11 protein-coding genes are annotated in these 13,158 nt (G+C 72.2%); 4 read left to right on the top strand and 7 right to left on the bottom strand.

Annotated features, from left to right (window positions below):
* Positions 1-11 precede the first annotated feature (11 nt).
* On the top strand, positions 12-491 hold the full coding sequence (locus tag ACX27O_RS28945; protein ID WP_030334356.1) for an Lrp/AsnC family transcriptional regulator: 480 nt from the start codon (positions 12-14) through the stop codon (positions 489-491).
* 60 nt (positions 492-551) lie between these two features.
* A complete protein-coding gene (locus tag ACX27O_RS28950; RefSeq protein ID WP_036411957.1) occupies positions 552-1,574 on the top strand; it encodes an LLM class flavin-dependent oxidoreductase in 1,023 nt (340 codons plus the stop codon).
* Between the two features lie 200 nt (positions 1,575-1,774).
* Here the strand turns inward: ACX27O_RS28950 and ACX27O_RS28955 are convergent, their stop codons facing one another.
* Positions 1,775-4,009, bottom strand: coding sequence for a rhamnogalacturonan lyase family protein (locus ACX27O_RS28955; RefSeq protein WP_458940412.1), 2,235 nt, complete (start codon positions 4,007-4,009; stop codon positions 1,775-1,777).
* A gap of 268 nt (positions 4,010-4,277) precedes the next feature.
* Between ACX27O_RS28955 and ACX27O_RS28960 the strand changes: the two genes are divergently transcribed.
* Complete coding sequence (locus ACX27O_RS28960; RefSeq protein WP_458940413.1) at positions 4,278-5,702, top strand: pyridoxal-dependent decarboxylase; 1,425 nt, start codon at positions 4,278-4,280, stop codon at positions 5,700-5,702.
* 326 nt (positions 5,703-6,028) lie between these two features.
* On the opposite strand, the gene ACX27O_RS28965 is transcribed toward ACX27O_RS28960, so the two are convergent.
* Positions 6,029-7,012, bottom strand: a complete 984-nt coding sequence (locus tag ACX27O_RS28965) for a sulfite exporter TauE/SafE family protein (protein WP_458940414.1) — start codon at positions 7,010-7,012, stop codon at positions 6,029-6,031.
* A gap of 142 nt (positions 7,013-7,154) precedes the next feature.
* Complete coding sequence (locus ACX27O_RS28970; protein ID WP_030334362.1) at positions 7,155-7,619, bottom strand: RrF2 family transcriptional regulator; 465 nt, start codon at positions 7,617-7,619, stop codon at positions 7,155-7,157.
* A 268-nt stretch (positions 7,620-7,887) separates the two neighbouring features.
* Between ACX27O_RS28970 and ACX27O_RS28975 the strand changes: the two genes are divergently transcribed.
* Positions 7,888-8,556: a YceI family protein gene (locus ACX27O_RS28975; protein WP_458940416.1), complete on the top strand. Its 669-nt coding sequence runs from the start codon at positions 7,888-7,890 to the stop codon at positions 8,554-8,556.
* Positions 8,557-8,601: 45 nt separating this feature from the next.
* Here the strand turns inward: ACX27O_RS28975 and ACX27O_RS28980 are convergent, their stop codons facing one another.
* From ACX27O_RS28980 to ACX27O_RS28995, 4 genes are all read right to left on the bottom strand, one after another.
* The gene (locus tag ACX27O_RS28980) at positions 8,602-9,486 is read right to left on the bottom strand and encodes an acyl-CoA thioesterase (RefSeq protein WP_030334365.1); all 885 of its coding nucleotides are present in this window, start codon (positions 9,484-9,486) and stop codon (positions 8,602-8,604) included.
* The gene (pyk, locus tag ACX27O_RS28985; RefSeq protein ID WP_030334367.1) at positions 9,483-10,931 is read right to left on the bottom strand and encodes a pyruvate kinase; all 1,449 of its coding nucleotides are present in this window, start codon (positions 10,929-10,931) and stop codon (positions 9,483-9,485) included. Before pyk ends, ACX27O_RS28980 begins: the two co-directional genes overlap by 4 nt.
* Before the next feature lie 269 nt (positions 10,932-11,200).
* On the bottom strand, positions 11,201-12,583 hold the full coding sequence (locus ACX27O_RS28990; protein ID WP_458940417.1) for an FAD-binding oxidoreductase: 1,383 nt from the start codon (positions 12,581-12,583) through the stop codon (positions 11,201-11,203).
* Positions 12,584-12,714: 131 nt separating this feature from the next.
* The gene (locus ACX27O_RS28995; protein ID WP_030334370.1) at positions 12,715-13,077 is read right to left on the bottom strand and encodes a YciI family protein; all 363 of its coding nucleotides are present in this window, start codon (positions 13,075-13,077) and stop codon (positions 12,715-12,717) included.
* Between the last annotated feature and the right edge of the window lie 81 nt (positions 13,078-13,158).

Raw genomic sequence — 13,158 nt, forward strand, 5'->3', positions numbered from 1 at the left:
AGGATGCGGGGATGCCCCCCGAGCCGAATGATGTGCGGCCGTACCCGGCCCTGGACGAGGTGGATCGCGCGATCCTGACCGAGCTGGCGGCGGACGGCCGGCTGCCGAACAACGCGCTCGCCGAGCGGGTGGGGGTGGCGCCGTCGACGTGCCTGACGCGCACCCGGGCGTTGCGCGAGCGCGGTGCGATCCGTGGTTTCCACGCCGAGGTGGATCCGGCGGCGCTCGGCCTGCCGTTGCAGGCGTTGGTGTCGGTGCGGTTGACAGCGCACGAGCGGGCGGCGGTGGACGCGTTCCGGGCCCGGTCGGTGCGGCTGCCCGGGGTGGTGTCGGTGTTCCACGTCGCCGGTGCGGAGGACTACGTGCTGCACGTGCGGGCGGCGTCCGGCGACGCGTTGCGCGACTTCGTCCTGGACCACCTGGCGGTCGACCCGGTGGTGCAGCACACCCAGACCAGTCTCATCTTCGAGCAGGCCCGCGGGATGGGTTGAGCGGCGGGTGAGCTGGCCGACGAAAACCCGGATGTCGGAACAAAGCCGGTCGGTGCCGGGTTGGCTGACCTTGTGATCACCGTACCGTTGTCTGTTCTTGATCTTGCCCCGGTCGCCAAGGGCGCCACCGCTGGCGCGGCCCTGCAGGCCACCACCGAGCTGGCCCGCCGCACCGAGGAGTTGGGCTACCACCGGTTCTGGGTGGCCGAGCACCACAACATGCCGGCGATCGCCAGCTCCGCGCCCGCGGTGCTGCTGGCGCACCTGGCGGCGAACACCTCGACCATCCGGCTGGGCTCGGGTGGGGTGATGTTGCCCAACCACGCGCCGCTGGTGGTGGCCGAGCAGTTCGGCACCCTGGAGGCGCTGCACCCCGGTCGGATCGACCTGGGCATCGGCCGGGCGCCGGGCACCGACCAGATGACCGCGTTGGCGTTGCGGCGCACCATGGAGGGCCTGTCGGCGGAGCACTTCCCCCGGGAGCTTGCGGACCTGATGAACTATTTCAGCGGGGAGAAGCCGGGGCAGATCGTCGCCACCCCGGGTCGCGGTGAGCAGCCGGCCGTGTGGCTGCTGGGCTCCAGCGGTTTCAGCGCCCAGCTCGCCGGCCTGCTCGGCCTGCCGTTCTCCTTCGCACACCACTTCAGCTCGGCGAACACCCTGCCGGCGTTGGCCCTGTACCGGCAGCACTTCCGGCCGTCGCAGTGGCTGGACAAGCCGTACGCGATGGTGGCGGTCAACGCGGTGTGCGCGGACACCGACGAGCGGGCCGAATGGCTGGCCGGGCCGAGCGCCCTGTCGTTCCTGAAGTTGCGCTCCGGGCGGCCGGAGCCGCTGTCGACGCCCGACGAGGCGGCGGCCTACCCGTACACGGAGATCGAGCGGGAGTTCGTGCTGCAACGCCGCGACGGTCAGGCGATGGGCTCGCCGGAGACGGTACGTCGGCAGCTGACCGAGTTGCAGGAGCGCACCGGCGCGGACGAGCTGATGCTGACCACGCTGGTTTACGACGTGCAGGACCGGGTGCGGTCGTACGAGCTGATCGCCGAGCAGGTGGCGGGTGGTCTGCGCCAGCGGGCGTGAAACACGATCTTCACGTCAGCGTCACCCCGCCGACCCGGACGGTGCCTAATGTTGGTGCCGGTGGTGGTACGGCATTCCCGGTCGGGACGGGTTGGGAATGCCGCGGTGTGGCGCACCGGGCCGGAGCTGAGCGGATTCCGCGGCTGCGGCCCGGTGCCTGCCACCCTAGGCGACCCCGGTCGGGACCGCCAGAGCTCGCATCACCGTAGGTGGATGTCCGGCGTCGGTGGGGTGCCCATTCCGTTGCCGATGAAGAACCCCGGGTGCGGCGGTTGGTTGTAGGCGGTGTTCTGCCACGCGATGGCCACCCGGTACTGCGGGTCGTGCATCAGGGTGTAGATCCGGGTGCTGGTCGGGGTGGGTGTGCTGTAGATGCGCAACGCCCGGCTGTCGGTGGTCCGCCAGATCACCTCCTCGCGCCAGTCGCCCAGGATGTCGCCGGAGAGCGCCGGGGTGGCCTTGGTGCCGTTGTTGGACGCCACCCCGCTGCCGTCGAGCAGCCGGGTCTCGCCGCCGGTGCCGTACTTGTCGATCCTCGTGCCGTCCAGCAGTTCCCGCACCGGGTCACCGTCCCACCAGGCGAGGAAGTTCGCCGAGGACGGCTTGCGGCCGACGTTCTGCCCCCTGGTGTTGGCCAGTCCGGCGACCGCTGACGACCACGACTCCGCGCCAGGACTGCCCGCCCAGATGTCCGCGGAGACACCCCGGCCGTTGTCGCCGGACGCCGGCGTGGACCAGAGGACCTGACCGGTACGGGCGTCGGCGAAGTAGGAACTGGGCTTGCTGCCGTCCTCGTCGACCTTGAACACCTCCAGTCCGGCGCGGCCCGGGTCGAGGTCCCCGACGTGCAGCGCGTCGCCGTGGCCGTTGCCGGTGGAGTGCAGCAGCCGGCCGTTGTCGTCGATGGTGGCGGCCCCGTACACGATCTCCTGGCGGCCGTCGGCGTCGACGTCGGCGACGGAGAGTTGGTGGTTGCCCTGACCGGCGGCGGCGCCGTTGCCGGAGGAGTTCGAGTCGAACGTCCAGCGCTTGGTCAGCGTGCCGTTGCGGAAGTCCCAGGCCGCGATCACCGCGCGGGTGTAGTAACCCCGGGCCATGATCAGCGAGGGGCGCTGCCCGTCCAGGTACGCGGTGCCGGCGAGGAACCGGTCCACCCGGTTGCCGTACGAGTCACCCCAGGACGACACGGTGCCGCGCGGCGGGTCGTAGTTCACGGTGGAGGCGATCGCGCCGGTCTGCCCGTTGAACATGGTCAGGTACTCCGGGCCGGACAGCACGTAGCCGCTGGAGTTGCGGTAGTCCGCCGACGACGAGCCGATGAGCTGACCGGTGCCGGAGCGGGTGCCGTCGGCGGTCTTCATGGCCACCTCGGCGCGGCCGTCGCCGTCGTAGTCGTACACCTGGAACTGGGTGTAGTGGGCGCCGGCCCGGATGTTGCGGCCCAGGTCGATGCGCCACAACCGGGTGCCGGTGAGTGTGTACGCGTCGACGTAGACGTTGCCGGTGTAGCCGGACTGGGAGTTGTCCTTGGCGTTCGACGGCTCCCACTTGAGCACGATCTCGTAGCTGCCGTCGCCGTTGAGGTCACCGACGGAGGCGTCGCTGGCGCTGTAGGTGTAGCTCTCCCCGCTCGGGGTGCTGCCCCCGGCCGGGACCTGCAACGGCACGTCCAGGTAGCCCGCGCCGAACTGCAAAGCCGGTGCCGACGCCGCCTGCTCGGCGCCGCCCACCACGGCCCGCACCGTGTACGTCGACCCGGCCGCCGCGCCGCTGTCGAGGTAGTTGGTGGCGCCGGTGATCGGGCTGGCGTTGACCCTGGTGGATCCCCGGTAGAGGTTGAACGCCACCCCGGAGGTCTCGGTGCCGAGAAGCCGCCAGGAGACCAGGTTGCCGCCGCCGGAGCGGACGCTTATCAAGCCTCGGTCCAGGTTCTCCATCTGCACCACCCCGGCCGCCGGCGGGGGCGTGGTCGGGGGTGGCGGGGTGGTCGGGGGCGGGGTTGTCGGCTCGCCGGTGGGTGGGGCGCCGGTGCAGGTGGTGCCGTTGAGCGCGAAGCTGCCCGGCACCGGGTTGCTGCCGGTCCAGGAACCGTTGAAACCGAACGAGGTGCTGCCGTTGGTGGCGATGGCGGCGTTGTGGTCGACGTTGCGGGCGGTGACCTGGGCACCGGACTGGGTGACCGTGGCGTTCCACGCCTGGGTGACCTGCTGGCCCGCCGGGTACGACCAGGTGACGGCCCACCCGCTGACCGGGTCACCGAGGTTGGTGACGGTGACGTTGGCGCCGAAGCCGCCCTGCCACTGGTTGGTGATTTGATAGTCGACCCGGCAGCCGACGGCGGCGGCCGAGGCGACGACCGTACCGAGGGTGCCGGCCACGACGGTGGCCGCCGTGGTGGCGGCGAGCAGGATCAGCCGATGTCTGGACGGGTGCATGCACTGCCTCCGGGATCCGGTGGTGATCGCTGCGGCACACCGGCCCTGCCCGGGGAAGCACGGTGGACCAACCCCACCGCGACGGCGGCGGACGGCGATCTGATCGGGGGTGAAACGCCCTGGAACTCACGGATCCGACTCACCGCGATCGTAGGGCAAGCGCTTTCCGACACGCAACATCGACGCCTGTCGCTCGCTCTGGATTGAGCTTCCGGTCTTGCCCGGACGATCGATGCCTGGTCAACTCGTGCCGGTGAACCCTCACCACATGGACCCCGCCGAATTCCGTCGCGCCGGGCACGCCGTCGTCGACTGGATCGCCGACTACTGGGCGACAGTGGAGCAACGACCGGTCACACCGACCGCTCCCCCGGGCACCGTGGCCGCCGCCCTGCCCGGCGCCCCGCCCACCACCGGCGGCGAACCGGTCGAGGCGGTCCTCGCCGACCTGGACTCGATCGTCGTACCGGGGCTGACCCACTGGCAGCACCCGAGCTTCTTCGGCTACTTCCCGGCCAACACCTCCGGCCCGAGCGTGCTCGGCGACCTGGTCAGCGCCGGGCTCGGCGTCCAGGGCATGCTCTGGACCACCAGCCCGGCCTGCACCGAACTGGAGACGGTGATGATGGACTGGCTGGCCCACCTGATGGACCTGCCACAACGGTTCCACTCGGCCGGCACCGGCGGTGGGGTCATCCAGGACTCGGCCTCGTCGGCGACGCTGGTGGCCACCCTGGCCGCGCTGCACCGGGCCAGCGACGGCCGGTGGCGTCACGCCGGCATCGACCGGCGCTACCGCGCCTACACCTCCGTGCACGGGCACTCGTCCATCGAGAAGGCCGCACGGCTCGCCGGGCTGGGCGACGACGGCGTCCGGTCGATCGCCGTGGACCCGGACACCCAGGCGATGCTGCCGGGCGCGCTCCGGACCGCGATCGAGGCCGACCTTGCCGCCGGCGACGTACCGGCCATCGTGGTGGCGACCATCGGCACCACCTCCACCACCGCCATCGACCCGCTGCCCGAGATCGGAACCATCTGCGCCGAGTACGGCATCTGGCTGCACGTGGACGCCGCGTACGCGGGCGCCGCCGCCGTCTGCCCCGAGCTGCGGTGGTCGCACGCCGGCCTGGAGTACGCCGACTCCTACTGCTTCGACCCGCACAAGTGGCTGCTCACCGGCTTCGACTGCGACACGTTCTGGGTGGCCGACCGGGCGGCGCTGATCGAGGCGCTGACCGTACTGCCGGAATTCCTGCGCAACGCGGCCTCCGAGTCCGGTGCGGTGATCGACTACCGGGACTGGCAGGTGCCGCTGGGCCGACGGTTCCGAGCCCTCAAGCTGTGGTTCGTGCTGCGCTGGTACGGCGTCGAGGGGCTGCGGGCGCACATCCGCTCCGGGGTGGCGCTGGCCGAGCGGTTCGCCGAGCGGGTCCGCGCCGACGACCGGTTCGAGGTGGCCGCCGCGCACCCGTTCTCACTGGTCTGCTTCCGGCTGCGCGCCGACGACGACACCAACGCGGCGTTGCTGGCCTCGGCGAACGCCACCGGACAGGTGCACCTGACGCACACCCGGGTTGCCGGCCGGTACACGCTGCGGCTGGCGGTCGGCGCACCGCAGACCACCGAGGCGCACATCGACGCGGCCTGGGCCCTGCTCTCCAGGACCGCCGACACACTGCCCACCCCCTAACCCCACGCCGCACCGCCGATCCACGCCCCTCCCCCGACCTTGCGCGGTTCTCGACGACGAGCAGCGACCGACCGGGGCGGGGTTCGGGGCGCCCACCCCCGCAAGGTCACGCTCGATCCTGGATGTAGTGGCCACGAAACCCCCGGATGCCACTACATCCAGGATCTTGCGCGATCTTGCGGCGCGGGGGGCGCGGGGGCGGGGCGGCGGGCGGCAGGGCGGGGCGGCACGGGGTCAGCGTGCGGAGGGGCGTAGCGGTGCGGCGAGGCCGGGCAGGACGGCGGGGCCGAGGTGCGGAGGGCCGGGGGCGCGGACGGCGGGGGGGGTCAACGTGCGGTGGGGGTACCCGTCGCGGCGAGATCGGCCGGGACCTCGCCGGCAGCGGCGGCGCGGGACGTCGCGGCACCAGCGGCAGACTCCCCGGCGGGAGCGGGCGCGGCTTCGGCGTGGGCGTGGCGGGTGCGGCGCAGGGCGCGCACGGCCAGCACCAGGGCGGCCAGCCAGCCGGCGGCCAGGAGCGCGTACACGGCGGGGCGGGCGGGGCCGCCCAGTTCGGCGGAGCGGAGCAGGGTGCGGGCGTTGGTCAGCACGATCACCCCGCCGACCGCAGCGCCGAGCAGTTGGGCGGGCACGATACGCACCAGCCAGGCGGCCAGCGGGGCGGCGATGAGCCCGCCGATGAGCAGCGCGGCGACGGTGGGCAGCAGGAACCCCTCCGAGCCCAACCCGATCAGGAAGCCGATGCTGGCCGCGCCGGCCACGACGAACTCGGCGGTGTCCACCGAGCCGATCACCTTGCGGGGTTCCATCCGGCCGGAGACCAGCAGCGCCGGGGTGGCCACCGGGCCCCACCCGCCGCCGCCGGTCGCGTCGACGAAACCGGCGACCAGGCCCAGGGGGCCGAGGAAACGACCGCGGAGCCGTCCGCCGACCCGGTCGGTGCGCAGCGGGCGGGCGAAGCGGACCAGAAGGTACGCGCCGAGCGTGAAGAGGATGCCGGCCATCCACGGCGCGGCGGCCTCGGTGGAGATCGAGCTGAGCACTGTGGCGCCGGCGAAGGCGCCGATCGCGCCGGGCAGCGCGATGCGGGTCACGACCCGCCAGTCGACGTTGCCGAACCGCCAGTGCGCGACGCCGGCGGCGAGCGTGGTGCCGATCTCGGCCAGGTGCACCGAGGCCGAGGCGGCGGCCGGGGCGACCCCGGCGACCAGCAGCAGCGTGGAGGAGGTCAAGCCGTACGCCATGCCGAGCGAACCATCGATCAGTTGCGCGACGAGCCCGACCAGAGCAAGGACCAACAGCTTGCGCACGAGCGCCCCCTGACTTTTCGGCATCTCCTATCGACTTGGTCGACAATGCGGGATGGGGCAGCCAGGGTCAAGCCCCCGATCGGTGGATGGGACGCGCCGGGTCAGCGCCCGGGTGACGCCGATCCGGGTGGTGGGCCGGCGATCAGATCCAGGCGCGCGGGTCGGCGGCCAGCTCGGTGACCCGCGCGGGTAGCGCGCCCGCTGCCACGTCGGCGACGCTCACCAGTTCCAGGATCTCCCGCTCGCTCGCCCGCAGCGCGATCCAGACCTCCTGGAGGGCGCGGGCCGGGCCGTGGTAGCCGAGCTGCTCGGGGCGCTGCCCGCGGACGTGGGCGAGGGGGCCGTCGATCACCCGGATCACCTCGGCGAGGGAGATCTCCTCGGCGGGGCGGGCCAGCCAGTAGCCGCCCTCCGGGCCGCGCTGGGCGTGCACGATGCCGCCCCGGCGCAGCTGCAGCAGGATGCTCTCCAGGAACTTCGGCGGAATCTCCTGGGCACGGGCGATCTGGTCGGCCGTGACCGGTCGGCCGCGCCCGGGACCGCTGGCCGTCGCGGCAAGCTCGGCGGCCGCGCGGAGGGCATAGTCGACCCGGGCGGAGAGGCGCATGCCGGCAAGGTTAGTCCCTGGTCAACCGGGCAGGCGGGCGACCCTCGGCCGATCGGCCACGCATCGATCAAAAGTGCCGCCGCCGGCACCCGACGCGCGCCGCCGGAACTGACCGGTGCGGCCCGTCATGATCCACCGCGCGGTGGCGGCCGAAATGCCGGCCCGGAGCGTCCCTATGCTGGGCGTGAAGACGAATGTCCGGCCCTTTACCCGGCCGCCAGCAACATATTGATAAACACCCGGGTCCGCTCGGGGGGAAGGCAACACGATGACCGATATCGCGACCCGCACCTGGGATGGCATGACCATCCCGGTCGCCGGCACCTATCTTCTCGATCAGGCGCACAAGCGGATCGGTTTCCTGTCCCGGCACATGATGGTCAGCCCGGTACGCGGCGAGTTCGCCGAGGCCACTGCGCAGATCACCGTCGCCGAGGACCCGCTGCTCTTCTCGGTGACGGCCACCATCATGTCGGCGAGCATCACCACCGGGAGCGTCGATCGGGACACGCATCTGAAGAGTGCCGATTTCCTCGACGTGGAGCGCTTTCCCACCCTCGAATATCGAAGCACCGGTATCACATGGCAGGGCAACGAGGACCCCATATTCCAGTGGGCGCGCCTGCGCAACCACCGGCTGGGCGGACGAGGCCGGAGTCACATTGTTCCGCCGCAGTCCGACGGTATTCCCGGACGATTCGTCCTCACCGGTGAGCTGACCGTGAAGGGAATCACCCGGGCCGTCGACCTGGAGGTGAATTTCGGCGGCGCTCGTCGTGATCCGTACGGGCAGAACATCTTCGGATTCAGCGCGACGGCGAGCATCAACCGCGAGGACTACGGCCTGCTCTGGAACGTCGTCCTGGAGAGCGGCGGGGTGCTGGTCGGCAGGACGGTGCAGATCGAGATCGCCGGAGAGGCCATCTACCAGGCCTGACCCGCCGCATCCCCGCCAGGAGCCTGGCGGGGATGGGTGGACGCGTCAGGCGCCGACGCGGCGCAGCAGACCCTCCTGGACGGCGCTGGCGATCTGCCGGCCGTCAGTGGTGAACATCCGGCCGGTGGCCAGCCCGCGCGCGCCGGACGCGGACGGGCTCAAACAGTCGTAGAGGAACCACTCGTCGGCCCGGAACGGCCGGTGGAACCACAGCGCGTGGTCCAGGCTCGCGCCGACCAACCCGCCCGGCCCCCACACCTCGCCGTGCGCGGAGAGCACCGAGTCCAGCAGGGTGAGGTCCGAGGCGTAGGTGAGCGCGCAGGCGTGCAGCAGCGGGTCGTCGGGCAGTTTGCCGTCGATGCGCATCCAGACGCGCTGGTGCGGGTCGGCGGGCCGGTCGCCGGGGCGGACCCAGCCGGGCTCACCCACGTAACGCACGTCGATCGGACGCGGGATCTGACCCCAGATGCCCAGCCGCTCCGGGTAGCGGGAGAGCCGGTCGCTCATCGTCGGCACGTCCTGCGGCATCGGGACGTCCAGCGGGGCCGTGACCTGGTGGTCCAGGCCCTCCTCGGCCCGCTGGAACGACGCCGACATGAAGAAGATCGGCTTGTCGTGCTGCAGGGCGACGGCCCGGCGGACCGAGAAGGACCGCCCGTCGCGGATGTTCTCCACCTGGTACTCGATCGGCTCGACCGGGTCGCCGGGGCGGACGAAGTAGCCGTGCAGCGAGTGCACGAACCGCTCCGGGTCGACGGTGCGGCCGGCGGCGACCAGGGCCTGGCCGGCAACCTGGCCGCCGTACACCCGTTGTGGGCCGACCGGGGGGCTCATCCCCCGGAAGGTCATCTCCCCGGTCGGATCGAGGTCCAGCACCTCCAGCAGCTGGTCCACCGCCGCCTGGCCGACCGCGACCCGACCGTCGCTCACTGCAGCGCCCGCGCCGACGCGGCGTCGACCAGCGAGCCGAGCTGGTGTACGCGCAGCGTGTTGGTCGAGCCGGGGGTGCCGGGAGGGCTACCCGCCACGATCACCACGTAGTCGCCGGGGTTGGCCCGGTCGAGGCCGAGCAGCGCCTGGTCGACCTGGCGGAACATGTCGTCGGTGTGCTGCACGAACGGCATCAGGAAGGTCTCCACGCCCCAGGTGAGGGCGAGCTGGTCGCGCACCTCGGGGACCGGCGTGAAGGCCAGCAGCGGCAGGTCGCAGTGCAGCCGGGACAGCCGGCGCACGGTGTCACCGGTCTGCGAGAAGGCGACGAGCGCCTTGGCGTTGATGGCCCGGGCGATCGACGATGCGGCGACGGTGAGGGCGCCACCGTGGGTACGCGGGTCGTGCTGCAACCGCGGCACCCCGATCGAACCAGCCTCGGTGGTCGTCACGATCTTGGCCATGGTGCTGACGGTGAGCACCGGGTACTTGCCGACGCTGGTCTCGCCGGAGAGCATCACCGCGTCCGCGCCGTCGAGCACCGCGTTGGCGACGTCGGACGCCTCCGCCCGGGTGGGGCGGGAGTTCTCGATCATCGAGTCGAGCATCTGGGTGGCCACGATGACGGGCTTGGCGTTCTCCCGGCACAGCTGCACGGCGCGCTTCTGCACCAGCGGGACCTCGTCCAGCGGCATCTCGACACCGAGGTCACCACGGGCGACCATGACGCCGTCGAAGGCCAGCACGATGGCCTCCAGGTGCTCCACCGCCTCCGGCTTCTCGACCTTGGCCAGCACCGGCCGGAACACGCCCTCCTCGGCCATGATGCCGTGCACGAGCTTGATGTCCTCGGCGGAGCGGACGAAGGAGAGCGCCACCAGGTCGACACCGAGACCCAGGGAGAAGCGCAGGTCCTCGGCGTCCTTCTCCGACATGGCGGGCACGCTGACCGCCACGTTGGGCAGCGACACGCCCTTGTTGTTGGAGACCGGGCCGCCCTCGGTGACGAGGCAGCGGATGTCGTTGCCGGTGACGTCGGTGACCTCGACGGCGACCCGACCGTCGTCGATCAGCAGCCGGTCACCGGGCTTCACCTCCTGCGGCAGCTTGCGGTAGGTGCAGGAGACCCGCTCCTTGGTGCCGATGATGTCGTCGCCGGTGATGACGACCGAGTCACCGGTGCGCCACTCGTGCGGGCCGTCGGCGAACCGACCGAGCCGGATCTTGGGGCCCTGCAGGTCGGCGAGGACGGCGACCGGCTTACCCGCTGCCTCCGACGCCTCCCGGACCAGTCGATAGACCGCCTCGTGGTCGGCGTGGCTGCCGTGACTGAAGTTCAGCCTCGCCACGTTCATGCCGGCCTCGACGAGACCCCGGATGCGCTCCGGGGACGAGGTGGCGGGACCAAGAGTGCAGACGATCTTCGCGCGGCGTGTCACGCCCATCAGGCTAGTCTCTCCTTCAGGTCGGACTCGGGTCCGACCCCTTGCAGGCAGCGGAACATGTGTCCAACGACGCGCGGCGCGCGTCGGGCCGGCGGGCGGAACCGCACCGGGAACGTTGTGGCGACGGGCATCAGCGACCGCGCGCCGGGAATCGTACGCCTCCGGTGGCGTGCGCTGTCGGGGTGCTCCCGGCGGCGGCTCACTCCGGACGCCCCGACGGCGGCAGGCGGCGGCTCACTCCGGGTGCACCGAGGGCGGCAGGCGGCGGCTCATTCCGGGTGCACCGAGGGCGGCAGGGTCGGCACCGCGTGCAGCAGGTCACGGGGGTCGTAGCGGCGCTTGGCGTGGCGCAGCCGCGCCCAGTTCGCGCCGTAGGCGAGCCGGACCCGGTCGGTCTCCTGCGGGGCGAGCAGGTTGGGGTAACCACCGGGCAGGGCCTGCGGGGCGAGCGCCGCGGAGGTCCGCTCGGCCCACTCCTGGTGCGGGCCGGCCGGCTCGCCGGGCGCCCACACCGCGATGATCTCGGTCATCAGGTGGTCGGCACGCAGTCCGAACGCTGTGTCGGCGGGTCGGACCCGGGTGGCCGCGCCGTGGAAGTGGTGCACTGCCAGCGCGGAGAACGGCGAGGTGACCTGCCGGGCCGCGTCGACGAGCGTGTCCACGGTGCTGTCGGTGAGCGCGGGCAGCCATCGGGTCCGTAGCAGGCAGTGGTTGCCGTCGACCATTCCGCCGTCGAACATCCGCAGCGCGTCCGCGTACGGCATCGGGCCGATCTGGTCGACCAGCGGGGTGCCCAGCGCGCGCAGCCGGTCCATCCACGGCAGCCCGGCGTCCAGGTCCGGGCCGCTGTAGAACGGGCAGACGAAGATCACCGGCTCGCCGGCCGGGCCGGGCAGGAAGCCGGCCATCACTGTCAGTTCGTCCGGCGCCTCGGCGACCAGCGCGCCATAGCCGCGCAGGACGGCCGGGGCCTCGGACAGCGCGAACATGATCATGCCGGCCAGCACCCCGCGCAGCCGGTGCGCGCGGAACCGCAGCTCGGTGACGATGCCGAGGTTCCCGCCGCCGCCGCGCAGCGCCCAGTACAGCTCGGCGTCGTGGCGCGGGTCGGCGGTGACCCGGCGGCCGTCGGCGAGAACCACCTGCGCGCCGAGCAGACTGTCCAGGGACAGACCGAACCGACCGCACAGCGGGCCGTACCCGCCGGCGAGGGTGAGCCCGGCCATCCCCACGGCGTCGACCACGCCGGTCGGCACCACCAGGTCGTACGGGCGGGCGGCGGCGAGCAGCTCGGCCGCCGTGGCGCCGCCGCCGATGGTCACCGTGGCCGCGTCCGGGTCGACCCGGACGGCGCGCAGCCCGGTCAGGTCGAGCACCAGGGCACCGTCGCGCAGCGCCCGGCCGGCCCAGTCGTGCCCGCCGGAGCGGACCGAGACGGGCAGGTGGCAGCGGGCGGCGACGCGGACCGCCTCGGCCACCTCGTCGGCCTCCTGGCAGTGGGCGACCAGCGCGGGCGTCCGCGCCACCGCACCGTTCCAGAGTTGGGTGGTGGCGGCGTAACCGGGATCGCCCGGCTCGTGCAGCCGGTCGCCGAGCAGGGCACGTAGTCGGGCGGCGGCGGACGCGACATCACCGGTGGCGGCGGAGGTCATGGCGACTCCTCGACCGGGGCCGACCCACGACACCGGGTACGCCCCGGCGGCGGCCCGCGCAGGGCGCGACCGTAGCATCGGCAGGCGGGCGAGCGCCGTCGCCATCACGACAGCCACCGATGGACGGCTGCTCAGCTCCCCGCTTTGACCAGCGGAAACTCCAGGGAACCCGCCGGGCAGAGGAAGGTCAGCACTTCCACCCGGTAGAGCCCGGCCTGCACCGCGGGGTCGGCCTCCAGCACGCTGCGGACGTCGTCGACGCTGCCGGTGCGGGCCAGCCCGAACCCGATCGGCGGATCCGGCTCGCGGGCCGGCCCGTCCACTGAGCCGGCGACCAGGATGATGCCGCGTCGCTGCAACGCCTGCATGTGCTCGGTGTGCTCGGCCTGCAACCGCTGCACCGTCTCGGCGGGCAGGGCCCGCCCGGCCGCGCCGGGATAGATCACGATGCACTCGTACGTGTCGAGCGCGAAGTTGACCTGCGGCACTCCCATGGGTGCTCCCTCCGCCGTCGCGCCGGAAACGCACCGGCTCCGGCCAGCGTCGCACGGACACCCCGGTCGTACCGGGTGCTT

The organism is Micromonospora sp. SD19, from assembly GCF_054462275.1.

Excerpts from the sequence above, each read along its gene's own strand:
- ACX27O_RS28945 (WP_030334356.1), top strand. The coding sequence starts at position 12 with ATGCCCCCCGAGCCGAATGATGTGCGGCCGTACCCGGCCCTGGACGAG.
- ACX27O_RS28955 (WP_458940412.1), bottom strand. The coding sequence starts at position 4,009 with ATGCACCCGTCCAGACATCGGCTGATCCTGCTCGCCGCCACCACGGCG.
- ACX27O_RS28960 (WP_458940413.1), top strand. The coding sequence starts at position 4,278 with ATGGACCCCGCCGAATTCCGTCGCGCCGGGCACGCCGTCGTCGACTGG.
- ACX27O_RS28970 (WP_030334362.1), bottom strand. The coding sequence starts at position 7,619 with ATGCGCCTCTCCGCCCGGGTCGACTATGCCCTCCGCGCGGCCGCCGAG.
- ACX27O_RS28975 (WP_458940416.1), top strand. The coding sequence starts at position 7,888 with ATGACCGATATCGCGACCCGCACCTGGGATGGCATGACCATCCCGGTC.
- pyk (WP_030334367.1), bottom strand. The coding sequence starts at position 10,931 with ATGGGCGTGACACGCCGCGCGAAGATCGTCTGCACTCTTGGTCCCGCC.
- ACX27O_RS28990 (WP_458940417.1), bottom strand. The coding sequence starts at position 12,583 with ATGACCTCCGCCGCCACCGGTGATGTCGCGTCCGCCGCCGCCCGACTA.
- ACX27O_RS28995 (WP_030334370.1), bottom strand. The coding sequence starts at position 13,077 with ATGGGAGTGCCGCAGGTCAACTTCGCGCTCGACACGTACGAGTGCATC.